General features: G+C 72.8%; 20 protein-coding genes. 15 read left to right on the top strand and 5 right to left on the bottom strand.

Translation table 11 applies throughout. From position 1 onward, the window contains the following. Positions 1-23: 23 nt before the first annotated feature. The 3 genes from KO717_RS30815 to KO717_RS30805 all read right to left on the bottom strand — a co-directional run bounded on the left by KO717_RS30815 (position 24) and on the right by KO717_RS30805 (position 3,049). Complete coding sequence (locus tag KO717_RS30815) at positions 24-1,082, bottom strand: methyltransferase (protein ID WP_301372689.1); 1,059 nt, start codon at positions 1,080-1,082, stop codon at positions 24-26. 35 nt (positions 1,083-1,117) lie between these two features. Next, entirely contained in the window at positions 1,118-2,263 is a 1,146-nt protein-coding gene (locus KO717_RS30810) for a right-handed parallel beta-helix repeat-containing protein (protein WP_437184664.1), read from the bottom strand. 240 nt (positions 2,264-2,503) lie between these two features. Then, positions 2,504-3,049 (bottom strand): DM13 domain-containing protein, encoded by a 546-nt coding sequence (locus KO717_RS30805; RefSeq protein WP_437184596.1) that lies wholly within the window; start codon positions 3,047-3,049, stop codon positions 2,504-2,506. A 258-nt stretch (positions 3,050-3,307) separates the two neighbouring features. Here KO717_RS30805 and KO717_RS30800 point away from each other — a divergent pair, with 258 nt between their 5' ends. Then, the gene (locus tag KO717_RS30800; protein WP_301372687.1) at positions 3,308-3,670 is read left to right on the top strand and encodes a hypothetical protein; all 363 of its coding nucleotides are present in this window, start codon (positions 3,308-3,310) and stop codon (positions 3,668-3,670) included. Between the two features lie 150 nt (positions 3,671-3,820). Further along, positions 3,821-7,777, top strand: a complete 3,957-nt coding sequence (locus KO717_RS30795) for an nSTAND1 domain-containing NTPase (RefSeq protein WP_301372686.1) — start codon at positions 3,821-3,823, stop codon at positions 7,775-7,777. Here KO717_RS30795 and KO717_RS30790 read toward each other — a convergent pair. Continuing rightward, positions 7,761-8,330, bottom strand: coding sequence for a helix-turn-helix domain-containing protein (locus tag KO717_RS30790; RefSeq protein WP_301372685.1), 570 nt, complete (start codon positions 8,328-8,330; stop codon positions 7,761-7,763). The two genes, KO717_RS30795 and KO717_RS30790, sit on opposite strands and share 17 nt — an antisense overlap. A 152-nt stretch (positions 8,331-8,482) precedes the next feature. Here KO717_RS30790 and KO717_RS30785 point away from each other — a divergent pair, with 152 nt between their 5' ends. The 13 genes from KO717_RS30785 to KO717_RS30725 all read left to right on the top strand — a co-directional run bounded on the left by KO717_RS30785 (position 8,483) and on the right by KO717_RS30725 (position 22,462). Then, entirely contained in the window at positions 8,483-9,262 is a 780-nt protein-coding gene (locus KO717_RS30785) for an ABC transporter permease (RefSeq protein ID WP_301372684.1), read from the top strand. After that, positions 9,259-9,978 carry an ABC transporter ATP-binding protein gene (locus KO717_RS30780; protein WP_301372683.1) on the top strand — a complete coding sequence of 240 codons (720 nt, stop codon included), beginning with the start codon at positions 9,259-9,261 and terminating at the stop codon, positions 9,976-9,978. Before KO717_RS30785 ends, KO717_RS30780 begins: the two co-directional genes overlap by 4 nt. Before the next feature lie 8 nt (positions 9,979-9,986). Continuing rightward, on the top strand, positions 9,987-11,009 hold the full coding sequence (locus tag KO717_RS30775) for an ABC transporter substrate-binding protein (RefSeq protein WP_301372682.1): 1,023 nt from the start codon (positions 9,987-9,989) through the stop codon (positions 11,007-11,009). 47 nt (positions 11,010-11,056) lie between these two features. Then, positions 11,057-12,166, top strand: a complete 1,110-nt coding sequence (locus KO717_RS30770; RefSeq protein ID WP_301372681.1) for an aryl-sulfate sulfotransferase — start codon at positions 11,057-11,059, stop codon at positions 12,164-12,166. A gap of 261 nt (positions 12,167-12,427) precedes the next feature. Further along, positions 12,428-13,390: an amino acid ABC transporter permease gene (locus KO717_RS30765; protein WP_301372679.1), complete on the top strand. Its 963-nt coding sequence runs from the start codon at positions 12,428-12,430 to the stop codon at positions 13,388-13,390. Further along, positions 13,387-14,199 carry an amino acid ABC transporter ATP-binding protein gene (locus KO717_RS30760; RefSeq protein ID WP_301372678.1) on the top strand — a complete coding sequence of 271 codons (813 nt, stop codon included), beginning with the start codon at positions 13,387-13,389 and terminating at the stop codon, positions 14,197-14,199. The genes KO717_RS30765 and KO717_RS30760 overlap by 4 nt, the downstream gene beginning before the upstream one ends. Positions 14,200-14,262: 63 nt before the next feature. Next, entirely contained in the window at positions 14,263-15,282 is a 1,020-nt protein-coding gene (locus KO717_RS30755) for an ABC transporter substrate-binding protein (protein WP_301372676.1), read from the top strand. Next, positions 15,279-16,046 (top strand): GNAT family N-acetyltransferase, encoded by a 768-nt coding sequence (locus tag KO717_RS30750; RefSeq protein ID WP_301372675.1) that lies wholly within the window; start codon positions 15,279-15,281, stop codon positions 16,044-16,046. Before KO717_RS30755 ends, KO717_RS30750 begins: the two co-directional genes overlap by 4 nt. Positions 16,047-16,174: 128 nt before the next feature. Beyond that, the gene (locus KO717_RS30745) at positions 16,175-17,356 is read left to right on the top strand and encodes an LLM class flavin-dependent oxidoreductase (RefSeq protein WP_301372674.1); all 1,182 of its coding nucleotides are present in this window, start codon (positions 16,175-16,177) and stop codon (positions 17,354-17,356) included. Positions 17,357-17,404: 48 nt separating this feature from the next. After that, a complete protein-coding gene (locus tag KO717_RS30740) occupies positions 17,405-18,793 on the top strand; it encodes an NtaA/DmoA family FMN-dependent monooxygenase (RefSeq protein WP_301372672.1) in 1,389 nt (462 codons plus the stop codon). Further along, the gene (locus KO717_RS30735; protein ID WP_301372671.1) at positions 18,790-19,866 is read left to right on the top strand and encodes an LLM class flavin-dependent oxidoreductase; all 1,077 of its coding nucleotides are present in this window, start codon (positions 18,790-18,792) and stop codon (positions 19,864-19,866) included. Before KO717_RS30740 ends, KO717_RS30735 begins: the two co-directional genes overlap by 4 nt. 11 nt (positions 19,867-19,877) lie before the next feature. Beyond that, positions 19,878-21,050 carry an LLM class flavin-dependent oxidoreductase gene (locus KO717_RS30730; protein WP_301372670.1) on the top strand — a complete coding sequence of 391 codons (1,173 nt, stop codon included), beginning with the start codon at positions 19,878-19,880 and terminating at the stop codon, positions 21,048-21,050. 89 nt (positions 21,051-21,139) lie between these two features. Beyond that, the gene (locus tag KO717_RS30725; RefSeq protein ID WP_301372669.1) at positions 21,140-22,462 is read left to right on the top strand and encodes a TolB family protein; all 1,323 of its coding nucleotides are present in this window, start codon (positions 21,140-21,142) and stop codon (positions 22,460-22,462) included. Positions 22,463-22,484: 22 nt separating this feature from the next. On the opposite strand, the gene KO717_RS30720 is transcribed toward KO717_RS30725, so the two are convergent. After that, complete coding sequence (locus KO717_RS30720) at positions 22,485-25,355, bottom strand: helix-turn-helix transcriptional regulator (protein ID WP_301372667.1); 2,871 nt, start codon at positions 25,353-25,355, stop codon at positions 22,485-22,487. Between the last annotated feature and the right edge of the window lie 242 nt (positions 25,356-25,597).

The following is a 25,597-nucleotide window of genomic DNA, read 5'->3' as shown; positions in this document are numbered from 1 at the left end:
GTGCGGTCCTATGCCGGCCGGGGTCACCCGGGCACGGTGCACTCGAACGCGTGCAGGTACGCGTTGACCGGCCGGATCTCGCCGATCACCAGTCCGGCGTCCTCCATGCGGGCGCACAGGCTCGCCTTGGTGTGCTTCGCTCCGCCGACGTTCAGCAGCAGCAGCAGGTCCATGGCCGTGGTGAACTTCATCGACGGGGTGTCGTCGACCAGGTTCTCGATGATGACGACCCTGGATCCGGGGCGGGCCGCCTCGACGACGTTGCGCAGGGTCCTGCGGGTGCTGTCGTCGTCCCACTCCAGGATGTTCTTGATGATGTACATGTCGGCGTCGACGGGGATGGCCTCACGGCAGTCCCCGGGGACGATGTCGGCCCGTGCGGCGAGCGGTCCGTCCTCCCGCAGCCGCGGATCCGCCTTCGCCGCCACGCCCGGCAGGTCGAGCAGGACGCCTCGTACGGTCGGGTGCTTCTCCAGCAGGCTCGCCAGTACGTGGCCCTGGCCGCCGCCGATGTCCGCGACGACCGAGATCCCGGTGAGGTCGAGGAGCTCCGCGACGTCCAGCGCCGACTGCATGCTGGAGGTGGTCATGGCGCGGTTGAACACGTGGGCCGACTCGTGCGCGTCCTGGTGCAGGTAGTCGAAGAACCCCTTGCCGTACAGCTCGTGGAAGACGCTGCCGCCGGACCGGACGGCGTCGTCGAGCCGCGGCCAGGCCTGCCAGGTCCAGGGCTCCGTGCACCACAGGGCGATGTAGCGCAGGCTGTGCGGGTCGTCCTCGCGCAGCAGCCGCGACATCTCCGTGTGGACGAACTTCCCGTCCTCCGTCTCCGCGAAGATCCCGTAGCAGGACAGGGCACGGAGCAGCCGCTGCAGGGGCAGCGGCTCGGAGTCGACCGCCACCGCGAGTTCGGCGGCGGTGGCGGGCGCCTCGCCGAGGGCGTCGGCCACCGCGAGGCGGGCCGCGGCCCGTACGGCGGCGGCGCAGGCCGCGCCGAAGACGAGCTCCCGCAGGCGCATGGCCGGCTGGGGGGTGTGCTGGGGGGACGGGATCGGGGTCGGGGTGGGACTTACCGTGGTCATGAGGCCTCGATTCTGCTGATCAGGGGTGTCACGCGTCAGCACATCCCGGCCGGTACGGAGGATGCGCACCGGTTGTTGACGAACTGGTTGCCGGTGCCGGTCCCCTGGTTGGCCAGGTCCGCCGGCTTGTTGTCACGCACCACGTTGTCCCGGATGACGTTGTCGGTGTTCGTCGCGCCCACGAAGCTCTTGAACAGCAGGATTCCGCCCGACAGCGGGGAGGCTCCGACGTTGCCGCGGATGTCGTTCGAACGCACGACCGTTTCCTCGGCCCCGGTGAGGACGATGCCGACGCCCTGGATGTCGGGGAGGCGGCTGTTGCCCTTGCAGAACTTGTTGTTCTCGTGGATCCGGTTGTTGCGGATGGTCATGTCCCCGGCGCCGGGCTCGCCCTCGTCGCCGACGACGAAGATGCCACCGCAGTTGCCGGTGAGGGTGTTGCCGTAGACGGAGAGGTTCCGGACGCGCCGGACGGTGACGCCGATCCGGTTGCCGGTCAGCGTGTTCCTGCGGACCACGGCGCCCAGGGTGTCGGTGGCACCGCCCTCCCGGTCGACGGTGTTGGCGATGAAGAGGCCCGACTCGACGTTGTCGCGGGCGGTGTTGTCGCGGAAGAGCCCGCGGGTGGAACGCTCCTGGGCGATGCCCCAGGTGCCGTTCTTCTCGGCGATCACCCGCTGGACGCTCAGCCGGTCGGTGTAGGAGGCCCAGATGCCGTTGCGCTTGAAGCCCGAGACGGTCAGCGACCGGATGTCCACGTCGACGACGGGCCGCTCCGCCGTCCCCATGACGCAGATTCCGGTGTCGGCCTGCGAGCAGGCGAGCGCCCGGCCGGACGGCGCCGTGGCCGCGGTCGGCGCCGTGGCCGCTCCGGGTGCCGTGGCCGCTCCGGGTGCCACCGGCGCCGCCGACGCGCCGGGGGCCGGGGGCGCCACGGGGGCGACCGGCGTGACCGGCGCGGCGGCCGTGACCGGCGGCTTGATCACCGTGCGGGCACCGAAGCCGCGCAGGGTGAGCCGCTTGGTGATCAGCACGTTCTCGTAGTAGGTGCCGGGCATCACGGTGATGATGTCGCCCGGCCTGGCGTAGTTCACCGCGTCCTGGATCGAGTCGCCCGGGTGCACTCTGCGTCCGGCCTCGGCGGCGGCGGTCGGCGCGAGCACGCCGAGACCTGCTGCCATGACGACTGCGATGCACGTGAGGGACTTGATTTGTCGGTTCGTCACGATTCTGAAGTTATGGGCGATTACGACCTATTGCCACACCGTGTGGGCGTATGGATACATCCCGTGGGCAAACGGCCGCATTTTGCCGTCCGGAGGAGTGGATAGTCGTACTCCGGGAGACGGCCGAACGGGGTGACGCCCGATCAGCTCCGGCCCTACGGCGTGTCGCCGGGCCCGGACGGCCCCGGAAGCGCGTCACACGGCGGCGAGGCTCGCCGCTCCGAAGGAGACGTCGAAGCGGTCGCACCAGATGGTGACGCTGGTGAGCTCGGCGACGTTCACGTCGGCGGGCACCGGGTAGTTCTGGTCCCCCTTGTTGCCCTTGAGCTTGCCGAGGCTCACGTGCTTGCCGTCGTCGAAGACGCGCCAGCCCGCCACGCCCTCCTTCACCGGGGCGTCGGTCAGCCACACGCGCAGGTCCGGACCGTTGCTGGTGTCGAGGTTCGCCAGCCGCAGCGTGTGGGACCCGTCGGGGAGCCGGATGAGTTCCACCTCGCCGGTGGTGCTGTGCTCGTGGCTGATGAGCGTCCCGCGGGCCACGGTCACCGGGGCGGCCGGGGCACCCGGTACGGCCGCGGGCGCGCCCGGTCCCGACGGCGCGGCGGCGGCCGGGAGCGCCTCGCGCACGGTCTCGTCCTGCCACAGCTTCCACGGCTGCAGCCAGTACAGCGCCACCGCCAGCACCACCGCCGCCGCGATCGATGCCCCGCCCCACAGCCGTCCGCGCCTGCTCCGTGTCACTGCCGTTCCCTCTTCTTCGTCTTCGCCGGTCACTGCCTATGGATTCAACGCGGCCGGGCCGCCGCGCGCCATGCCCGCACCGATGACGAAAGTCTTACGACGTCCCGCCCGGCCGTTGCCCGCCGCTCCGCGTCCGGGCTGGTGGCAGGGGGTTTCCCGGGCGCTGCCGCGTTGGGCGACGGGCAACCCGTCGACCCCGGTGAGGGCCGGGGGCAGGCTGGAGCCGTCAGCACGAGGCCAGCACCACAAGGGGAAATCATGCGCAAGATGTTCCGCGGCGCCGCCGCGCTCGCCACCTCCGTCGTCGCCGTGATCGCACTCAGCGGTACGGTCCAGGCCAAGCCGGCCGACGCGTGGGCCGGATGCCCGGACGGGGCGGTCTGCATCTACCCTCAGAACCAGAACCCCGCCGTCAAGCCGACGCACGTCTTCTACACCTACGGGGCGCACAACCTGAGCAATCAGTTCGGGAACCACTGGGTGCTCAACAACCAGTACGGCGGTGCGACCGCAAATCTGTGCACGGGTTCCGGAGGCTCGGGTTGCGGCAGCCCCATCGCCGCCAAGACCGGTGTCTACGCCGACCTCACGCCCGTCAACTCGGTCCGGCTCAACCCGTAGGGACACCCCCTCCAGGGCAGGGTGCGGAGCCGCCCGCCAGGCGGCTCCGCACGCTCGTGTTCTGGTCATACCGGCTCGAATTGGCGGCCGACCGCCCCACCCCCGCTGTAGCCTGGGCACTCCCGTACCGCTGCCTGGGCGCGCACTGCCATGGGGGATGTCTTGGGGGATCCGGACCGCCGGCCAGAGACCGACCGCCCGCACGGGTCCGACGACGCCGCGATGCCTTTTCCCGCACAACTGAGACGTCTGCGGGTGCAACGTGGCCTGTCCCTCGCGGACCTCGCCCGGCAGACGCATTACAGCAAGGGCTATCTGAGCAAGATCGAGACCGGCTCGAAGCGCGTCACCGTCGACGTCGCGCGACGCTGCGACGACGTGCTGCGGGCCGGGGGTGAACTGGTGCGGATGGTCCGGGAAACGGGGCCGCGCGGCGACGGCGGGGCCGACGGCGGTAGCGGCGCCGACGCCGGTCCGCAGGTCGGCGGCGAGTGCCCCTACCGGGGCCTGCCGGCCTTCACCGCGCGGGAGGCCCGCTGGTTCTTCGGCCGGGAACGGGCGACGGCCGAGCTGATCGAGCGGGTCTTCGAACGGATCGGCGACGGGCCGCTGATGCTGCTCGGCCCGTCGGGCGCGGGCAAGTCCTCCCTGCTGAACGCCGGTCTCGTGCCGGCGCTGCGCGGGGGCGGCTTCCCGATGCCGGGCTCCGGCACCTGGCCCGTGCTGCGGTTCACGCCCACCGCGCACCCGCTGGAGGAACTGCTGGACTGCGCCGCGAAAGCCCTGGGCGGCGATCTCGGCGTCACCGCGGGCGAGGTCCGGGACCGGCCGCACGCGCTGCTCGAAGCCGTCCGGCGGCGCTCGGGCCCACCCCCGGCGGACGGCCCGGACCGGACGCCGCCGCCCCCGCGTCCGGTGCTGCTCGTCGACCAGTTCGAGGAGCTGTTCACGCTGTGCTCCGACGAGGACGAGCGGCGCGCGTTCGTCCGGGTGCTGTGCGCGCTGGCGGCCGCGCGCCGTGAGCCGGACGGCCTCGTACCGGACGGCCTCGTACCGGACGGCCTCGAAGCAGAGGGCATCGAAGCAGGGGGCATCGAAGCAGGGGGCATCGAAGCAGCGGGTCCCGCCCCCGCCGTCGTGGTGCTCGGCGTACGGGCCGACTTCTCCGGGAACTGCCTGGACCTGCCGGAGCTGGCCCCGGTCTTCACCCGCGGGCTGTTCGTCCTGCCCCCGATGTCCCTGGCGGAGCTGCGGGAATCGATCACCCGCCCGGCGGACCTCGCCGGCCTCACCCTCGAACCGGGCCTGTTCCCGCTGCTGATGCGCGATGCCGGACTGCGCGACGACCAGCCCGACCGGACTCCCTCCGGGGTGCTCCCCCTGGTCTCGCACGCCCTGCTGGCCACCTGGCGCCAGCGCGAGGGCGCCACCTTGACCGTCGACGGGTACGAGCGCACGGGTGGCATCCAGGGGGCGATCGCCCGCACCGCCGAGGAGGTGTTCACCCGCCTCTACCCGGCCGAGCAGAACACGCTCCGCCGCGTCCTGGTACGGCTGGTGCACGTCGCCGACGGTACGGGCGCCACACGCCGCCGGATGAGCCGGACCGCCCTGATGGAGCAGCTGGCCGACGCGGGTCCCGCCGCGGCCGCGCTCGACACCTTCGTCCGGGCCCGGCTGATCACCATGGACAGCGACACCGTCGAGATCACCCACGAGGCGCTGCTGCACGCCTGGCCGCGGCTGCGCGGCTGGATCCGCGCCGACCGGGCCGGGCTGCTGGTCCACCAGCAACTGGCCCACGCCGCCGCCGAATGGGAGCGCGAGGGCCGCGATCCGTCGGCGCTGCACCGCGGGACCCGGCTGGAGTCCGCCCGGGCCTGGGCCGACGAGCACGACGGCAGGAGCCGGCTCGGCCCGCTGGAGGCCGCCTTCCTGCGGGCGAGCCAGGACGCGCAGGACAGCCGTGAGCAGCAGGCCGGGCGCCAGGTACGGCTGCGGCAGTGGACGCTGGCCACGCTCGTGGTCCTGCTGGTCCTCGCGGTGGGCGCGGGAGGGCTCGCGTACCAGCAGCGCTCGGCCGCGCTGGGCCAGGAGCGCGTCGCCCGTTCGCGGGCGCTCGCCCTGCAGTCCGCGGCGCTGGCCTCGGGCCGGCCCGAGGCCTCGATGCTGCTCGCCGGGGAGGCGTACCGGACCTCGGCGACGAGCGAGGCCCTCGGGGCGCTGCTGAGCACCCAGTCCCAGCCGTTCGTCGCCCGCCTGGGCGGGCACGGCGGGCCGGTGAACGCGGTGGCCTTCGGCCCGGGCAACGGCCTGCTGGCGACGGCCGGTTCCGACGGGACGGTGCTCCTGCGGCGGGTGGCCGACCGCCGGACGATCGCGACCTTCACCATGCCCGGGCGGGTGCGCGCGGTGGCCTTCAGTCCCGACGGGTCGATGCTCGCGGCCACGTCGACGGACGGTCCGGCGCGGCTGTGGGACACCGCCGGCCGTGGCGCGGGGGCGCAGCTCCCGGAGAGTACAGCGGGCGCCCGGGCGGTCGCCTTCGCGCCCGACGGGCGGAGCCTGGCCGTAGCCGGTGCCGACGGGGCGATCGGGCTGTGGGACACCACCGGGGACCATCACGCCCTCGCGTCCCTCACCGGCCACACCGGGCGGGTGAACGCCCTGGCGTACGCCGCCGACGGCCGGACGCTGGTGTCGGCCGGCGCCGACCGGACCGTGCGGCTGTGGGACCCGGTGGAGGCGGCTCCCGCAGCCGTCCTCACCGGGCACACCGACGAGGTGCTGGGCGTGGCCTTCGCCCCGGACGGCCGTACGGTCGCCACGGGGGGCGTCGACCGCACGGTCCGGCTGTGGGACGTGGCCGGGCGCCGGACGACGGCCACGCTGACCGGGCACAGCGACGATGTCAATGCGGTGGCCTACACGCCGGACGGGACGACGGTCGTCAGCGCGGGCGGCGACGGTACGACCCGGCTGTGGGACGTGGCCGGGGGCCGGGCCACCGCCACGCTCGCGGGCCACACCGACTACGTCCTCGGGGTGGCCGTGGACGGCGCCGGCGCGATGCTGGCCACCGCCGGCTTCGACCAGTCGGTGGTGTTGTGGGACCTGCGGGGCGCGGTTCTGGCCTCGCGGCCGTTCACGGAGGTCTGGCACGCCGCGTACAGCCCTGACGGGAAGTGGCTGGCCACCGCGGAGGCCGATCACACGGTACGGCTGTGGGACGTCGCGGGGCGCCGGGTCCTGGCGACGTTCGCGGGGCACAGCGAGACGGTGTTCTCGGTGGCTTTCGCGCCCGACGGGCGGACCCTGGCCTCGGCCGGCTCCGACGGCACGATCCGGCTCTGGGACACCGCGGCGCGCGGCCGGTCCGCCGTGCTCGACGGCCCGGGCGGGACCGTGTTCGCGGTGGCCTTCTCCCCGGACGGCCGGACCCTGGCGTCGGCCGGTTCCGACGGCGCCGTACGGCTGTGGGACGTGGCGGGGCGCCGCCCGCTCGCCGTCCTCACCGGTCACACGGACTTCGCCAACGATGTGGTGTTCAGCCCCGACGGGCGCACCCTGGCGAGCGCCGGGGACGATCTGACGGTCCGTCTGTGGGACGTGGCGGGGCGCCGCCCGCTCACCGTCCTCACCGGCCACCGGGGCGCGGTGCGCGGTGTGGCGTTCAGCCCGGACGGGCGGACGCTGGCGAGCAGCGGCAACGACGGGACCGTACGGCTGTGGGACGCGCGGCGCCACCGCTTCCTGGCGGCGCTGGCCGGGCACACCGGCTCGGCGCGGGGGCTCGCCTTCTCCCCCGACGGCCGCACGCTCGCGAGCAGCGGCAACGACCGCACGGTCCGGCTGTGGGACGTGGCCGGGCGCCGGACGGTGGCCACGCTGTCCGGCCACGCGAACGCGGTGTGGGGCGTGGTCTTCGCCCCTGACGGGCGGACGGTGGCCAGCAGCAGCACCGACGGCACCGTACGGCTGTGGGACCTGGACGTCGGGGCGCGGCTGGCGGCGGTCGACAAGCTGCGAGCGTCCGGGTCGGCCGGGCGGGAGGGGGGTCCGGCCCGGGAGGGTGCCCTGCCGGTCTGGCTCAGGCGTTCGCGATGACGAGCAGGGTGCGTGCCGCGGCCGGGCCCGACAGGCGGCAGCGGTGCGGGAGTTCGCCCCGGTGGTGGGCGCTCTGGCCCGCGCGCAGGGTCAGCGGGTCCTCGCCCTCGACCTCCAGGACGATCTCGCCCTCCAGGACGTAGAGGAAGTCCTCGCCGGGGTGTTCGAACCAGCCGCGCTCGCCCCGGCCGGGCTCGAAGTGGTGCTCGTAGGCCTCCATCACGGCGCTGCGGCCGCCGGGGATGAGCACCTGTGCGATCTGTCCCGCGGCCTCGTTCACACGGATCACCTGGGGGTCGCTCTCGTGGCTGACGGCGCCGGGCCGGTCGGGCGGCCGCAGGAAGGTGCCCGGGGTGACGTCCAGGGCCTCGGCGATCCGGTAGATCGAGCTGAGGCTGGGCGTGGCGAGTCCGCGTTCCAGCTGGCTGAGGAAGGGCTGGGAGAGGCCTGAGCGGGTGGCGAGTACGGCCATGGAGACGCCGCGCTGCTTGCGGCAGCTGCGGATCACCCGTCCGACCTCGATCGCTTCGGGGGTGGGTTCTGGGCGAGACACGCAGGTGAACGTACCTCATCGGGTCCGGCGCGCCGGGGGGCCGCGGGAGGTTTCGCACTGCCGCAACACTCCCGACATAAGCGTGGTCAATTATTGACCTCACTTATCAACGCGTCCGAACGAACGCGCAGGAACGATCGAGGAGCCGCCCCGTGCACGCCACCCCCTCACCCCCCGGCCGGAGCCTCGCCGGGCTCGGCCCGGCCCTGGGCGCGGCCGGCGTCGTACTCGCCCTCTGGTACCTCCTCGCCCGCTCCGGCGGGGTCGCCCCGGGTCTGCTGCCCACGCCCGGCGAGACCGCGGCCGCCCTGGCGGACAGCGCCCGCAGCGGCACCCTGGCCGCCGACCTCGGCGCCAGCCTGGCCCGGGCCGGACAGGGCTTCGCCCTGGGCGCCGTCATCGGCAGCGCGCTCGGCTTCACCACCGGCTACCTGCCGAAGGTGTCCGCCGCCGTCACCCCGGTCATCTCCTTCCTGCGGCCCATCCCGGCCATCGCGCTGGTACCGCTCGCGACCGCCTGGTTCGGCATCGGGGAGAGCGCCAAGCGCCTGCTCATCGCGTACGCCGTCCTCCTCGCCGTCTGGCTGTACGTCCACGACGGGGTGTCGCGGGTACCGGTCTCCCATCTGCGGGCGGCCCGTTCGCTGGGGGCCCCGCTGCACCGGCGGTTCACCGAGGTGCTGCTGCCCGCCGCCGCGCCCGCCCTGCTCGCGGCGCTGCGCTACGGGGCCTCGGTGGCCCTGCTCGCGCTGGTGGCGGCCGAACTGGGCGGTGCGGACAGCGGACTGGCGTACCGGCTGCAGGTGGACGGCCAGTTCCTGCGGGTGGACCGGATGTTCGCGGGGCTGCTCGTGCTGGGGCTGCTCGGAGTGGCCGTCGACCTCGCCCTGGCCGCCGTGGGCCGCCGGTTCGTGCACTGGAGCGCGTCATGAGCCTCGCGGTACGGCTGGAGGGGCTCTCGGCGGGCTACGGGGCCGGCGCGCCGGTGCTGGAGCACACCGACCTGGAGTTCGCGGCGGGCTCGTTCACGGCGCTGCTCGGGCCCAGCGGATGCGGTAAGTCCACGGTCCTCAACACGGTGGCCGGCTTCGTACGGCCCACCGCCGGGCAGGTGACCGCGGGCGCGGAGCCGGTGCGCGGTCCCGGCCCGGAGCGGGGCGTGGTGTTCCAGCACTACGCGCTGTTCCCGTGGCGCACGGCCCGCGGCAACGTCGAGTTCGCACTCAAGCGCCTCGGGCTGCCCCGTGCGGAGCGCCGCCGGCGCGCCCTCGCGGCGCTGGCCGAGGTGGGGCTCGCGGACGGCGCGCAGAAGTACCCGGCCCAGCTGTCGGGCGGGATGCAGCAGCGGGTGGCGCTGGCCCGGGCGCTGGCCGCCGAACCCGAAGTGCTGCTGATGGACGAGCCGTTCGGAGCGCTCGACGCGCTGACCCGGACCCGGATGCAGACCCTGCTGCGGGAGCTGTGGCAGCGCCGCGGCACCACCGTCCTGTTCGTCACGCACGACATCGACGAGGCGCTGGCGCTCGCCGGGCGCGTGATCGTCCTCGGCGGGAGTCCCGGTCGGGTGCTCGCCGACCACGCCGTGCCGGCCGGGCCGCCCGATCCCGACCTGCGCTCCCTGATCGCCCGCCACCTCGGTTCCGAATGATCCCGCCCATGTCCACGGAAGGACTGTTCACCATGCTCAGACCCCGCGCGGTGGCCGCCGTACTGCTGGCCGCCCTGCTGTCCCCGCTCGCCACGGCCTGCGCCGGTTCCCCGTCGGACCCGGCGGACGGCGGCCGGGCGGCCGTCACCATCGCCGCGAGCGACCATCTCGGCGGCGCCCCGGTCTACGTGGCCGAGGAGGGCGACCTCTGGCCGTCCGAGGGCATCGAGGCCACCGTCACCACCCAGCCCACCGGCCGGGACGCGCTGAACGCCGTACTCGGCGGCCAGGCCCAGCTCGGCGTCGTCGGGGATCTGCCCGCCGTGACGGCCGCACTGGGCGGGCGAAAGCTGCGGGTCGTCGCCGACCTGTCCCGGTTCTCCGACTGGCGCCTGCTCACCCGGACCGACCGGCAGATCACCGGCTTCGCCGCGCTGAAGGGCCGCAAGGTCGGAGTCCCGCAGGGCACGAACGTCGAGTACGCGCTGTCGCGGATGCTCGCCTCGGCGCAGCTGACCGCGGCCGACGTCACCGTGGTCAACCTCGCCCCGAACCAGGTCACTTCGGCCCTGGCCCGCGGGGACGTCGACGCGGGGGTCACCTTCCCCAGCTTCTACGACGCCGCGCGCACCGCTCTGGGCGGCTCCTACGCCGAGCTCCCCTTCACCGGGTACACGGCCAGGACCCTCCTGGTCGCCGGACCCTCGGCGGACGAGGAGAGCACCACCGCGGTCCTGCGCACGCTGCTGCGCGCCCAGCGGGAGCTCGGCGCCGACCCGGCCGGGGCGCGCAAGGCCGTACTCACCCAGTCCAAGGGCGCCCTCCAGGCCGCCTACGTCGACACCTACCAGCCGCGCTACACGTACGGCGCCGCCCTCTCCCCCGAGCTGCTGGCGCAGCTGGAGGAGGAGGCCGCCTGGGCCAAGGCCGCCCAGGACCTGCCGGGCGCCGCCGACCGCGCCGCGCTGCTGAAGTACCTCGACGCAGGCCCCCTGACGGCCGTCGACCCGGCCGCCGTCACCGTCCGCTGAACCACGCGCCCGTACGCGCGCACACGCACACGCACCCAGGAGATCCCATGACCGTCGACCAGAACACCCTGCGCCGCCGCGGCGTCGGCCTGATCGCCCACGACCCCGAGCGCAGCTACGGCGGCCTCACCCTCTACACGCCGATCACCAGCGCCGGCGAGATCCACCTCGTCGACATCGAGGGCCGGCCGGTCCACACCTGGAACTCCCCGCATCCGCCCGGCCGCCAGGCGCAGATCCTGCCGAACGGCAACCTCTTCTACGCGGCCAAGGACACGAGCGGCCCGACCCTCTTCCCCATCTGGGACGTCTACCACGGCGGCATCTTCCAGGAGCTGGCCCCGGACTCGACGGTGATCCGCGAGGTCCGGCACCCCTTCCACCACCACGACGCCTCGATCCTGCGCAACGGCAACCTGATCATCGGGGCCGTCGAGCCGCTGGACCCGGCCGACGCGGCCCGGATCCGGGGCGGCATCCCCGGATCCGAGGCGCCCGGCGGGGTGATCTACGGGGACGTGGTGTACGAACTGACCTGGGACGGGGAGATCGTGTGGCGCTGGGCCGCCATCGAGCACCTGGATCCGCAGGAGGTGCCTCTGAACCCGCACTTCGCCCGCAACCACTGGCCGATGGCCAACACCGTCAACGAGAGTGCGGACGGCTCGATCGTGGTGGGCTTCCGCAGTGCGTCCACCACCGTGTCCGTGGACCGCGCCGACGGGTCCGTGCGGTGGCGCATCGGCCCGGACGTGCTGGCCCAGCAGCACCACCCGCACGAACTGCCCGGCGGCACCCTGCTGGTCTTCGACAACGGCACCTACCGCGACACCACTTCGGTGCCGTACTCGCGGGTGCTGGAGCTCGAACCGTCCACCGGCAAGGAGGTGTGGGCGTACGAGGACAACCCGCCGCAGAACTTCTTCAGCCCGTACATGTCCAGCGCCCAGCGTCTGCCGAACGGCAACACCTTCATCGCCGAAGGCTCCTTCGGACGGCTCTTCGAGGTGACCCCCGGCGGCGAGGTCGTGTGGGAGTTCGTGGTCCCGCAGTTCCGGTCCTTCGGGGAGGGCGTGGGCCTGGAGTCCTCGGCCGGCGCCCAGAACTCGGTCTTCCGCGCCTACCGGTACGCCGCGGAGCAGATCCCCTGGCTGTGAGACGGACCCTCACACCCCGTCAGCCCCCCACCCCACGCCCTCCACACACTCCACACGCCCCCGAATCATTTCACCGGAAGGCGTTTCATGTACGGCCGATTAAATCGCCGCACGCTTATCCGGATACCGATCAGGATCGTTGACAGCCCTTCTCCGGGCTGCCTACTTTACGCCGCAGATAACGACATCGGCGGCCTCTTCTTTCCGGCATGACGGCTGCTTCTTTCGATTCTTCGATTTGTCGAAGCTGCTGGAGTGTCCGTGACCGAATCCCTTGTCCTCGCCGCGCCGCCAGGCCCTTCCGGCCCGCCCGCGCCGGCCGAGCGGGTCCGCCCGCTCCGCCGGCCCGGGCGGTGGCTCGCCACCGGCGTCGTGCTGGTGCTCGCCGCCCAGGCCGCGCACGGGCTGCTCACCAACCCCTTCTACCAATGGGACCGCTTCGCCTACTGGTTCCTGCGGCCCGTCATCCTCGACGGGCTGCTCATCACCCTCCAGGTGGCCGCGTACAGCGCGGTGCTGGGCCTGGCCGGCGGTGTTCTGCTCGCCCTCGCCAGGCTCTCCGCCAACCCGGTGCTGCGGTCGGTGAGCTGGACGTACGTCTGGCTGCTGCGCTCCGTGCCGCTGATCGTCGTCCTGCTCTTCCTCTACAACCTCGGGGCGCTCTACCCCACGCTCAGCATCGGGGTGCCGTTCGGACCGGCCTTCCTCACCTTCGACGAGTCCCGGCCGGCCCCCGACATGGTCATCGCGGTCGTGGGCCTGAGCCTGGCCGAAGCCGCGTACGCGGCCGAGGTGGTACGGGCGGGCCTGCTCTCCGTGGACCAGGGCCAGCACGAGGCGGCGGCCGCGCTGGGGCTGCCCGGGCGCTACCGGTTCACCCGGATCGTCCTGCCGCAGGCGCTGCGCGCGATCGTCCCCTCGTACGTGAACTTGCTGATCGGGCTGGTCAAGGCCACCTCGCTGGTCTTCTACGTGTCCCTGCTCGACCTGTTCGGCTCGGTGCAGAACCTGGCCGGCACCTACTCGGGCGACGTGGTGCCGCTGTTGCTGGTGGCGACCGCCTGGTACGTGATCCTCACCAGCCTGATCTCCGTCGTCCAGTTCTACGTCGAGCGGTACTACGCGCGCGGTGCGCTGCGCACGCTGCCGCCCACCCCGGCGCAGCGGGTCCGGGCGGCCCTGCGCGAGCTGCGGGTCCGCTACCGGAAGGAGACGGCCCGATGACCGCGACCACGACCACGACCACGACCACGACCGATGCTCTCGCTGCGCCGCCCGCCGCGATCGAGGTCCACGACGTGCACAAGTGGTTCGCGGGCCGGCCGGTCCTGGACGGGGTGAACCTGACGCTCCCGCCGGGCACGGTCACGGTCGTCCTGGGGCGCTCCGGCTCGGGGAAGTCCACCCTGCTGCGGGTCATCAACCACCTCGAGAGGCCGGAGGCCGGGTACGTCAGCGTGGGCGGCGAGCCGATCGGCGTCCGGCGGCACGGAGGACGGCTGAAGGAGCTGAGCGAGCGGGCGATCCTCGCCCAGCGCAGCCGGATCGGCTTCGTCTTCCAGGACTTCAACCTCTTCCCGCACCTCACCGTGCTGGACAACGTCGCCGCGGCTCCGGTCGCCACCGGGCGGCTCCCCCGCGCCGAGGCCGAGGCCCTGGCACGGGAGCTGCTGGACCGCGTCGGGCTCGGGGACCGGACCGGCGCCTATCCGCGGCAGCTGTCCGGCGGGCAGCAACAGCGGGTGGCCATCGGCCGTGCCCTCGCGCTGCGGCCGGGGGTCATCCTCTTCGACGAGCCCACGTCCGCGCTCGACCCGGAGCTCGTGGGCGAGGTGCTGTCCGTGATCAAGGAGCTGGCCACCGGGGGCACCACGCTGGTGATCGTCACGCACGAGATCGGCTTCGCCCGCGAGGTGGCCGACGAGGTGGTCTTCCTCCACGACGGGCGCATCGTCGAACAGGGTCCGCCCGCGCTGGTCCTGGACCGGCCCTCCCACCCGCGCACCCGGGAGTTCCTGAGCAAGGTCCTGTGACCCCGCCCCTCCCTCGCTCCGACTCCACTCCCACCCCCACCCCCACTCCCGCAAAGGAACGCCATGCACCACGAGCCCACCCTGCGCGTCAGACTCCTGCGCGGCCTCGGCGCCGCGACAGCCGCCGTGACCCTCGCCGGCGGACTCACCGCGTGCGGTGACGCCGAGGCCACCGGGACGGCGACGGCCTCCGGCAAGGTCACCGTCGGTGCGGAGTCCAACGGCGCCGCCCGGCAGACCGAACTGTCCGTCCCCGTCGTCGAGTCACTGCGCGCCCGGCTGCCCGAGGCCGTCCGCGAACGGGGCGAGCTGGTCGTCGGCGTCGGCGCGCTCCCCGCCGGCTTCCCGCCGCTGGCCTACCTCGGCACCGACCAGAAGACGCTCACCGGGGCCGAGCCGGACCTGGGCCGGCTGGTGGCCGCCGCCCTCGGGCTCAAGCCGGTCGTGAAGAACTCCACCTGGGAGAACCTCTTCGTCGGCATCGACAGCGGCAAGGTCGACGTGGCCTTCACCAACGTCACGGTCACCGAGGAACGCAAGAAGAAGTACGAGTTCGCCTCGTACCGGCAGGACAACCTGGCCTTCGAGGTACTGAAGGACAGTCCCTGGAACTTCGACGGCGACTACCGCAACCTCGCGGGCCGGACGGTCGCCGTCAGCTCGGGCACCAACCAGGAGAAGATCCTCCTGGAGTGGCAGAAGAAGCTGCAGGCCGAGGGCAAGGACCTCACCGTCAAGTACTTCCCCGACACCAACAGCGTCTTCCTCGCCCTGAGCGGCAAGAAGATCGACATCAACTTCGCCCCGAACCCCTCCATCGCCTACCACGTCACCCAGACCGCGAACGGCAGCACACCCACGCGCAACGCGGGGTCCTTCTCCGGCGCCGGCGAGTCCTTGCAGGGCCTGATCGCGGCGACCGCCAAGAAGGACAGCGGGCTGGCCGAGCCGGTGGCGGCGGCCGTCAACCACCTGATCGAGAACGGCCAGTACGAGAAGCTGCTGGCCGCCTGGAACCTGTCCAACGAGGCCGTCAGGACCTCGGAGGTCAACCCGCCCGGCCTGCCCCTGAGCAACTCATGAGCACCCCCGCGCACACCTCGCCGAACCCCCACGCCCTGAACCCCCACGTCCTGGACAACCCGGCCTGGGCCTCCCTGTCCGGCGCGCACACCGCCTTCGCCGAGTACCCGGCGGGCGGCGCCGCCGACGGCGCCCCCGCGGCCCGCGCCGCCCGCTACTCCCCGGACGTCTCACCCTTCGCCGCCCTCGCCGACCCGGGCGATCCGCGTTCCTGGGCCGACCTGCGCGCGCTGATCGGCGACGGCGAGGTCGCCTCGCTCGCCGGGGTGCTGACCCCGCCCGACGGCTGGGAGACCGTCGGGCGGATCCAGGGCGTCCAGCTCGTCGACACCTCGCTGCGCGCCGAACCGGCCCCGGAGGCGGTCCAGCTGGGCGCCGCCGACGTGCCGGAAGTCCTCGCGCTGATCCGGCTGACCGAGCCCGGGCCCTTCCTGCCCCGTACCGTCGAACTGGGCACCTACCTCGGCATCCGCCGGCAGGGCCGGCTGGTCGCGATGGCCGGGGAGCGGCTGCGTCCGCCCGGCTGGACCGAGATCAGCGCGGTGTGCACCCATCCCGGCCACCGCGGCCAGGGCCTGGCGACGAGGCTCGTGCGGGCCGTCGCCGCGGGCATCCGGGAGCGCGGCGAGGTCCCGTTCCTGCACACCGCGGCGAGCAACACACGGGCGATCCGGCTCTACGAGTCGATCGGCTTCACCCTGCGCCGCCGGCCCTTCTTCCTGGCCGTCCGGGCCCCGGGCAACACCGCTGCCAACTTCTCTTAATATTCCGGTCATTGTATGGCACCGCTATCGGGCGTAGCGTTTTCGAAAGAAATTGATGACGGGCCGAATTGCATGATCCCGCATCGGCTTCCCTTTTTCGTACGCCGAGCAGGAAGGCGCAATTCTCCGTGTCCGTTTCCTCATCGTCCCCGGCGCCCCTGCACCTCGCCGTCGCCCTCGACGGCGCGGGCCGGCACCCGGCCGCCTGGCGCGAGACCGGCGCCAGACCCGCCGAGCTCTTCACCGCCCGCTACTGGGCCGGTCTCGCCGCCGAGGCCGAGACCGGGCTGCTCGACTTCATCACCTTCGAGGACGGCCTCGCCCTCCAGTCCTCCTCGCCCACCGGACCCGACGCGCGCACCGACCGGGTCCGCGGGCGGCTGGACGCGGTGCTCACCGCCGCCCGGGTCGCACCCCTGACCCGGCACATCGGGCTGGTCCCGGCCGTGACGGCCACCCACACCGAGCCCTTCCACATCTCCAAGGCGATCGCCACGCTCGACCACGTGAGCCGGGGCCGGGCCGGCCTGCGGATCCAGGTGTCCGGGCTCGCCCACGAGGCACGGCACTTCGGGCGGCGGACCGCTCCGTTCTCGGACGGGGAGCTGTACGCGGAGGCCGCCGACCACGTCGAGGTGATCAGGCGGCTGTGGGACAGCTGGGAGGACGACGCGGAGATCCGGGACGTGACCACGGGCCGGTTCGTCGACCGCGAGAAGCTGCACCACATCGACTTCGAGGGCCGCCACTTCAGCGTCAGGGGTCCCTCGATCACCCCGCGCCCGCCGCAGGGACAGCCCGTCGTCAGCGCGTCCGGCGGCGGCGAGGCCTCGTACGCGCTCGTCGCCCGGTCCGCCGAGGTCGGATATGTGGCCGCGCACGACGACGGCGGTACGCGCGCCGCCGTGGCGGCGATCCGGCGGGCCCGGGAGGCGACCGGGCCCTCCGCGGACCCGCTGCACCTCTTCGGGGACCTCACCGTGTTCCTCGACGCGGACGCTCCGGCGGCCGCCGCACGCCTGGAGCGCCTCGACGCGCTCGCGGATGACCCGTACGACGGTGACGGCGCCGTCTTCACCGGAACCCCCGGACAGTTGGCGGACCTGCTCCTGGAGCGGCGTACGGCAGGTCTGTCGGGCTTCCTGCTGCGGCCGGGCGTGATCGCCCACGACCTGCCCGCCATCACCCGGGAGCTGGTGCCGGAACTGCAGCGGCGCGGGGCGTTCCGCCAGGAGTACGAGGCGGACACCCTGCGCGGCCTGCTCGGGCTGGACCGCCCGGCCAACCGTTACGCGCGGCCCGCAGCCTGATCACGGCCCGGCCCGCCGCCCGACCCGGACCTTCCGGAAGGACGAACCATGAGCAGCAAGCCGCTCAAGCAGATCCATCTCGCGGCCCACTTCCCGGGCGTCAACAACACCACGGTGTGGAGCGACCCGGCCGCCGGCAGCCATATCGACTTCGACTCGTTCATCCACTTCGCGCAGACGGCCGAGCGCGCCAAGTTCGACTTCCTCTTCCTCGCGGAGGGGCTGCGACTGCGCGAACAGGGCGGTGAGATATACGACTTGGACGTGGTCGGCCGGCCCGACACCTTCACGGTGCTCGCCGCCCTGGCCGCGGTGACCGAGCGCCTGGGTCTGACCGGCACCATCAACTCCACCTTCAACGAGCCCTATGAGGTGGCCCGCCAGTTCGCCACGCTCGACCACCTGTCGGAGGGCCGGGCCGCCTGGAACGTGGTCACCTCCTGGGACGCCTTCACCGGCGAGAACTTCCGGCGCGGCGGATTCCTGCCGCGTGAGGACCGCTACTCCCGCGCCCAGGAGTTCCTGGCCACCGCCACCGAGCTGTTCGACTCCTGGGACGGCTCGGAGATCGCGGCCGACGCGGGGTCCGGCACCTTCCTGCGCGACGCGCGGGCCGGGGCCTTCGCCCACCGGGGCCGGCACTTCGACATCGAGGGCCGCTTCAACGTGCCGCGCAGCCCGCAGGGCCGTCCGGTGATCTTCCAGGCGGGCGACTCCGAGGAGGGCCGGGAGTTCGCCGCCGCCCGCGCCGACGCGATCTTCGGCCGGTACGGGACCCTCGACGCGGGCCGGGAGTTCTACGCGGACGTCAAGGGCCGGCTCGCCCGGCACGGCCGTACGCACGACCAGTTGAAGATCCTGCCCGCCGCCACGTTCGTCCTCGGGGACACCGACGCGCAGGCGCGGGAGATCGCGCACGAGGTGCGCCGCCTCCAGGTCAGCGGGCAGACCGCGATCAAGTACCTGGAACACGTCTGGAACCGGGACCTGTCCGCCTACGACCCGGACGGTCCGCTGCCCGAGATCGACCCCCGGGTCGGGGAGAACACCATCGCCCTCGGGCGGGCGAGCGTACGGCAGTTCCGCGATCCGCTCGCCACCGCCCGGCAGTGGCGCGAGCTGGCCCGGGCCAAGAACCTTTCGATACGCGAGCTGGTCATCGCGACCACCGCCGACCAGACCTTCGTCGGCTCGGCCGCCACGATCGCCGAGTCGATCAACACGCTGGTCCAGGCGGACGCCGCCGACGGTTTCATCCTGGTCCCCCACATCACCCCGGGCGGTCTGGACGGCTTCGCGGACTCCGTCGTACCGCTGCTCCAGGAGCGGGGGGTGTTCCGCACCGAGTACGAGGGCACCACCCTGCGCGACCACCTCGGGCTCGCGGTTCCGGCCCCGGCCCCGGCTTCGGCTTCGGCCACGGCCACGGCCTCGTGAAATTCCTCGCCATCACCCTGATCACGGACTCCCCCGACCCGGCGACGGGTGGTCTCAAACCCACCCGGGAGCGGTTCCGTGAGGTGGTCGCCGCCGCGCTGCTGGCGGAGGAGCTCGGCTTCGACGGCTTCGGCGTGGGCGAGCGCCACGAGCGGCCCTTCCTGTCCTCCTCGCCGCCCGTGGTGCTCGGCCACATCGCCGCGCTCACCCGCCGGATCCGGCTGTTCACCGCCGTCACCACCCTGAGCCTGCTCGACCCGGTGCGTGCGTACGAGGACTACGCGACGCTCGACCACCTCAGCGACGGACGCCTGGAGCTGATGATCGGCAAGGGCAACGGCACTGCGCAGCGTGAGCTGTTCCAGGTGTCCCCCGAGGACCAGTGGGAACGCAACGCCGAGGGCTACGAGCTGTTCCGCCGGATCTGGCGGGAGGACAAGGTGAGCGCGCAGCCGCGCTTCCGGCCCGCGCTGAGCGGTGCGGAGGTGCTGCCCAGGCCGTTCCAGCGGGCCTTGCGGGTCTGGCACGGCAGTGCCACGAGCCGGGAGTCGGTCGATCTCGCGGCGCGCTACGGCGATCCGGTGTTCTCGGCGAACGTCACCCACCCGATCGGCCCGTACGCGGAGCTGATCCGCCACTACCGGGAGCGCTGGGAGCACTACGGGCACGATCCGGCCCGGGCGGTGGTCGGCGCGGGCACGGCCGGCTACCACGCGGCCCGCACCTCGCAGCAGGCGGTCGCGGCGTACCGGCCGGCGTTCGCGCGCTACCTCGCCTTCCACCGGCAGCTGGGCACGGACCCCGTCTTCCCGACCCTGGAGGACTTCGTCGAGCGGAGCTCGGCACTGGTCGGCAGCCCCCAGCAGGTGATCGAGAAGGTGCACCGCTACCACGAGGCCTTCGGCCACACGGCCCTGCACCTCCAGGCCGAGGCGGGCGGGCTCGCCGAGGCGGACCACCGCGCCTCGCTCGAACTCTTCCAGTCGGACATCGCGCCGGTCCTGCGCCGCGCGATACCCGACCCTGCCTTCCCCGACCCCGCCTTGCCCGATCCCTCCCTCCCCGGCCTTTAAGGAGTCCGGCCATGCCCGGCATCCCTCTCGGGGTCCTCGACCTCGTCCCCGTCTCCTCAGGTTCCACCGCCGCCGAGGCCCTGCGGCACAGCATCGATCTCGCCCGGCGGGCCGAGGAGTTCGGCTACGCCCGCTACTGGTTCGCCGAGCACCACCTCAATCCCGGGGTGGCCGGGACCTCCCCGGCGGTCGTACTCGCGCTGACCGCCTCCGCGACCTCGGCCATCCGACTCGGCTCCGGCGCGGTGCAGCTCGGGCACCGCACCGCGCTGTCGACCGTCGAGGAGTTCGGCCTGATCGACGCGCTGCATCCCGGGCGCATCGACCTGGGGCTGGGCCGTTCGGCGGGCCGCCCCCGGCCGTCCGACGGTCCGGGCCCGCAGCTGCCGGACACCCCGGTCGTGGACGGGTACACGCCGAACGGGCTGCGGATCCCCGACCCGTTCTCCTTCGCCCACCTGCTGGGCCATCCGCGGGTGGCCCTCCAGCAGAAACTGCTGAACCTGCCGGGGGCCCAGCCGCAGGAGTACGGCGAGCAGGTCGACGAGGTGCTCGCGCTGCTGCGGGGCGAGTACCGCTCGCCGGAGGGGGTGGAGGCGCATGCCGTCCCCGGCGAGGGGGCCGATGTGGAGGTGTGGATCCTGGGCAGCAGCGGCGGGGTGAGTGCGGAGACGGCGGGTCGCAACGGACTGCGGTTCACGGCCAACTACCACGTCAGCCCGGCGGCGGTACTGGAGGCGGCCGCGGGGTACCGGGCCGCTTTCAAGCCTTCGGCCGAGCTGGAGCGGCCGTATCTGTCGGTGTCGGCCGACGTGGTGGTGGCCGAGGACGAGGAGACGGCGCGCGAACTGGCCACCGGGTACGGGGCCTGGGTACGCAGCATCCGGACGGCCGAGGGGGCCATCCCCTACCCCACTCCGGCCGAGGCCCGTGCCCTGCCGTGGACCGACGCGGACCGGCGGCTGGTGGCCGACCGCCTGGAGACCCGGTTCGTCGGCTCCGCCCGGACCGTCGCCGATCACCTGGAGCGGCTCCAGGAGGCGACCGGCGCGGACGAGCTGCTGATCACCACGATCACGCACGGACACGCGGACCGGGTGAACTCCTACCGGCTGCTCGCCGAGGAGTGGCACCGCCGGGCGGCGCACCGACGAGAAGCGTGGAGCGCGACAGCGAAGGTGTAGGGGGTTCCCTCATGCTTCGGCCGGTCCGGCACGGAAGGCTGATCAGCGCAAATGGCTGCCGTGGCGGCGAACCGAACAGAAGGACACCCATGAGACGCAACTCCGTAATCCGCAACGCAGGGCGCGCCGTGCTCGCGCCGTCAATCGCCGCGGCGCTGCTGGCGGGCGGCGTCGCGCATGCCACGGATGCCGAACCGAAGCCGGCAGGCACGACACCGATCGGCAACTCCGCCAGTGCTCCGTCGATCTCCGCCGACGGCCGTTACGTGGCGTTCGCCTCGCCGGCAAGGGATCTGGTGGCCGGCGACACCAACCGGGCGGACGACGTGTTCGTGCGCGACCGGCAGACCGGCGTCATCACCAGGGCCAGCGTCGACTCCGCGGGCAACCAGGCCGACAACGTGAGCCGGAATCCGTCGATCTCCGCCGACGGCCGCTACGTCGCGTTCGAGTCCTTCGCGACGAACCTGGTGGCCGGTGACACCAACCGCTACCGCGATGTTTTCGTGCACGACCTGCAGACCGGTGAGACGACCACGGTCAGCGTCGGAAGCCACGGCGAGCAGAGCGACAGTGAGAGTTCCCATCCGTCGATCTCCGCCGACGGCCGGTTCGTCGCGTTCGACTCCCCCGCGTCGAACCTCGTGTCCGGCGACACCAACGACAGCCACGACGTCTTCGTGCGCGACCGGCAGACGGGTGGGACCACCAGGGTCAGCGTCGATTCGAACGCTCGCCAGGGCGACGGCATCAGCCAACTGCCGTCGATATCGGCGGACGGGCGCTACGTCGCCTTCTCCTCCGGGGCGAGGACGCTGTCCCTGTTCCCCGACAACAACCGCGCTGACGATGTGTTCGTGCACGATCGGCTGACCGGGTACACCGACCGGATCAGCATCGGTCCCGGCGGCGACGAAGGAAATTCCGCCAGTCGCACGGCGACCGTCTCGGGCGACGGCCGCTTCGTCGCGTTCGAATCCACGGCGTCGAATCTGGTGGCGGGCGACACCGGCGGGCCGTTCGACACCGACATCTTCCTGTACGACCGGGTTACCCGGACGACGACGCAGGTGAACCTCGGCCCCGATGGCCTGAGCGACGGCAGGACCCCCGGCCAGGAGCGGACGACCCTCTCGGCCGACGGCCGCTACATCGCGTTCGTGTCCGGCGAGGACAAGCTGGTGCCCGGCGACACCAACTCCCGCTGGGACGTGTACGTGCGAGACCGGGTGACCGCCACCACGACCAGGGTCAGCGTCGCCGACGACGGCTCACAGAGCGATGGGCACAGCTACAGCCCCGCGATTTCGGCCGACGGCCACCACGTCGCTTTCACGACCGGCGCGACGAACCTGGGCGGTGACGGCACCGGCCGCAGGTTCAACCTGTACGTGCGCGGACTCGGCAACTGATGTGCCGGCTGCCGCGGCGTCCTCAGTCACGCGCCGCGGCGGCCCACACGCCGGCCAGAGCAGCCCGACCGGAGACGCCTACCTTCGCGTAGGCCCGGCCCAGGTGGACTTCGACGGTCCTGGGACTCAGATGCAGCCGGAGGCCGATGTCCCGGTTGGTCAGGCCGTCCGAGACGAGGTTGACGATCTCGACCTCACGGGCGGTCAGGTCGAACCGCTCGGCGCCGTTCTCGGGCCGGGGGCCGCGCGCGTTCAGGCGCCGCTCCTCGCGCGCGACCTGGGGCAGGAACAGTTGCGCGTCACACCGGGTGAACAGCGCGCGGGCGGACACGAGGTGCGCACGGGCCTGGTCGATCGCCCCGCTGCCGCCGTACGCCGTCGCGGCGAGCAAGTGCGCCCGCCCGGCCTCCACAGCCACCCCGATCCGGCCGAACGTGCCGGCGGCGGCGACGGCGAGCGGTGCGGCTGCCGCGGGATCCACCGGGAGCGTAGCGATCGCGCGGGCCTGCTGTGCCATGGCGGTGCGCAGCGGAAGCCCGAGCCCGCGCGCCGCGTCCTCCGCACGGTCGGCCCATGCCGCGGCCGCGGCGGCCCGGCCCGCCGCGACCTCCGCTTCCGTGAGCAGCAGGTACACCAGTGGCCTGGTACGGGGGCCCACCGCCGGCAGCTCGGTCCCACCGCCACTGGTGAGCAACAGCTCGATGCACGCGTGCGGATCACCCGAGTGCAACAGCGCCTGCGCCAGCATCGCCTCAGCCTGGCCGCTGCGCCAGGAGCTCATGGCTGTCGTCCGGTCGTCGACGACGACGGCCTCCTTGCCCAGGCGGATCGCCTCGGCCAGGTCACCGCGCCAGGTGGTGATCCAGCACCCGAAGGTCAACGCCATGACGCGCAGCTCCTCGCTGCCGGTCAGTTGCGCCGACTCCAGGCTGTCGTCGAAGCAGGTCGCCGCCGCCGCCAGTTCGCCGAGGTAGGCATGCGCCATGCCGCGGATCGCGGTCAGCAGCGCGATCTTGTGGGACTGGCCGCTCGCGCGGGCCAGTTGCAGGCCGCGGCTCATGTGCCGGCTCGCCGCCATGAGCCGATCGGCGGAGATTTCCGACCAGCTCAGCCAGAAGGCCGCATCGATGTCCCGGACCAGGTCGCTGTCGGGAAGCGCGTCCAGGAGTGCGGCCGCCTCGTCCAGGCGGTCCGCCCTCCGGTCGATGAGTGTGGCGGCCGACAACGCCGTCGCGAGCAGCATGGGATCCCCGACTTCCCGCGCGGCGGCGATCGCCTCGGCCACCCGGTCCTGTCCGTGCTCGCGCTCGACGCTTTCACCGGCGACGAGCGCGACGAGCAGGAGGGCCGCCGCGTGGGCGTCGACCCCTTCGACGCGTTTCCACTCGCTGTGCAGCATCGCCCTGGCCTCGGTGTAGCGCCCGAGAATCTGCTCCACCGTCGCACAGGCCCGCACTGTCTGGGCCCGGATCCGGGTGAGTTCGGCAGGCAGGAACCGCAGCACTTCGTGCATGGTTTCCCTGGCCTGTCGCAGGTCGCCCGTGGCGCCGAGTACGTGTGCCAGCCGGCCGAGCAGGACGAGGCGCTGCGGGGTGGCCGACTCCGAGTCGGGGAGCAACCGGATGGCCGCCCGCAGGAAGTGCCCGGAGGTCGCAGGCGTGGTGTGCATCGTCGCCTCGGCCGCCTCGGTGAGCACCGCGACCGCGTCGAGGTCACCCCGGACGGCGGATCGCTCCACGTGCCGGGCGAGCTCGGCCGGCGGCGCGCCCCGGCTCCGGAGTGCCGACGCGGCCCGGGCGTGTGCCTGAAGCCGCCAGCCAGGACCGGCATCCTGGTAGGCGACGCTGCGCACGAGCGGATGCCGGTACCGGAACCGGCCGGTCGCGCCGTCCAGCCGCACGAGGTCACGCTCGGCGAGCCGGTCGAGCGCGGCAAGCACGGACCCGGCGTCCATGGCCGCCGTCCGGGCGAGCGAACCGGTCTCGAAATCGTCACCCACGACTGCGGCGGCATGCGCGACGACCCGCTCCTGCGGGGTCAGCGCGGCCAACTCGGCGGCGAGCACGGCGTGGACCGACACCGGGATCGCCGCGTCGGGGTGGAGCGCCGTATCACCGACGGCGACACCCCGCTCACCGGCCCGCACCAGGGCTTCCAGGTAGAACGGGTTTCCGCCACTGGCCCGGTAGAGCTCTTCCCGCCGGGAACGGCCCAGACCTTCCGGCATGACGTGCACGGCATCGGCCCGGCTCAGCGGCGCGAGTTCGAGCAGCTCGGCCCCTCCGTCGGTCACAGCCCGGGACAGCGCGTGCCACAGACGCAGCGACGTCTGCCGCGGCCTGCCGGCCAGTGCCAAGACCAGCCGTGCCTGGGGCGGGTGGCGCAGCAGGTGGTCGAGCAGCTCGACCGAACCTTCGTCCGCCCAGTGCAGATCGTCGAAGACGAGCACCAGCCCGGACGGCTCGGCGACCAGCTCCAGCAACGCCCGAACCGCCCGGTGCAGCCGGTACCGCTCCGCGTCGACCAGGTCGGCGGGGCCGGTGGCGGGAATCGCCGGGAACACGGTCGCGAGAAGTGCGAGCTGCTGTTGCCCGAGGGCGGCGAGATGCTCCGGGCCCAGCTCGGCGAGCCGGTCGTCGACCGCGTCGACGAACACACCGAACGGGATGTGGGACTCGAACTCCGCCGCGCGTGCGCTGCGGACCGCCCATCCTGCTGTGTCCGCGAGCTTCCCCAGCTCCGTCAGCAGCCGGCTCTTGCCGATCCCCGGTTCGCCGGTGACCGCGACGCACCGGGTGCCGCGTTCGCCCGCCAGCACCGCCCGCAGGATCGCGACTTCTCGCGCCCGGCCGGGGAATCCGCGGACGGCCTCCCCCATCACTTCGACAGTCATGCTGGCGTCGACTCACTTTCCGTCCGCGACCAGGCGATGGTACCGACGTGGCCGGCCGCCCGCCGCCGGAGGGATCCGGTGGCGGGCGGCTAGGGGGTGTCTTGTCGATCAGGCCGGATCAGGGAGCGGGGCCTGGTGCCGTGGATCGCAAGGCGGACGAGGGAGGCGACGCGGAGCGTCGCCGACCGAGGACAACGCGGCGAGGCGCGGCACCAGGCCCCGCGAGCCCGGCATGATCGGCA

Origin of the sequence: Streptomyces xanthophaeus (assembly GCF_030440515.1) — a bacterium.
In the GTDB taxonomy this organism is placed as follows: domain Bacteria; phylum Actinomycetota; class Actinomycetes; order Streptomycetales; family Streptomycetaceae; genus Streptomyces; species Streptomyces kutzneri.
This window is presented reverse-complemented; position numbering and strand designations above follow the sequence as displayed.

Bases quoted from the DNA above. Each gene is read 5' to 3' on its own strand.
- KO717_RS30815 (WP_301372689.1), bottom strand. From the start codon at position 1,082: ATGACCACGGTAAGTCCCACCCCGACCCCGATCCCGTCCCCCCAGCAC.
- KO717_RS30810 (WP_437184664.1), bottom strand. From the start codon at position 2,263: ATGGCAGCAGGTCTCGGCGTGCTCGCGCCGACCGCCGCCGCCGAGGCC.
- KO717_RS30800 (WP_301372687.1), top strand. From the start codon at position 3,308: ATGCGCAAGATGTTCCGCGGCGCCGCCGCGCTCGCCACCTCCGTCGTC.
- KO717_RS30795 (WP_301372686.1), top strand. From the start codon at position 3,821: ATGGGGGATGTCTTGGGGGATCCGGACCGCCGGCCAGAGACCGACCGC.
- KO717_RS30780 (WP_301372683.1), top strand. From the start codon at position 9,259: ATGAGCCTCGCGGTACGGCTGGAGGGGCTCTCGGCGGGCTACGGGGCC.
- KO717_RS30775 (WP_301372682.1), top strand. From the start codon at position 9,987: ATGTCCACGGAAGGACTGTTCACCATGCTCAGACCCCGCGCGGTGGCC.
- KO717_RS30770 (WP_301372681.1), top strand. From the start codon at position 11,057: ATGACCGTCGACCAGAACACCCTGCGCCGCCGCGGCGTCGGCCTGATC.
- KO717_RS30760 (WP_301372678.1), top strand. From the start codon at position 13,387: ATGACCGCGACCACGACCACGACCACGACCACGACCGATGCTCTCGCT.
- KO717_RS30755 (WP_301372676.1), top strand. From the start codon at position 14,263: ATGCACCACGAGCCCACCCTGCGCGTCAGACTCCTGCGCGGCCTCGGC.
- KO717_RS30750 (WP_301372675.1), top strand. From the start codon at position 15,279: ATGAGCACCCCCGCGCACACCTCGCCGAACCCCCACGCCCTGAACCCC.
- KO717_RS30740 (WP_301372672.1), top strand. From the start codon at position 17,405: ATGAGCAGCAAGCCGCTCAAGCAGATCCATCTCGCGGCCCACTTCCCG.
- KO717_RS30730 (WP_301372670.1), top strand. From the start codon at position 19,878: ATGCCCGGCATCCCTCTCGGGGTCCTCGACCTCGTCCCCGTCTCCTCA.
- KO717_RS30725 (WP_301372669.1), top strand. From the start codon at position 21,140: ATGAGACGCAACTCCGTAATCCGCAACGCAGGGCGCGCCGTGCTCGCG.
- KO717_RS30720 (WP_301372667.1), bottom strand. From the start codon at position 25,355: ATGACTGTCGAAGTGATGGGGGAGGCCGTCCGCGGATTCCCCGGCCGG.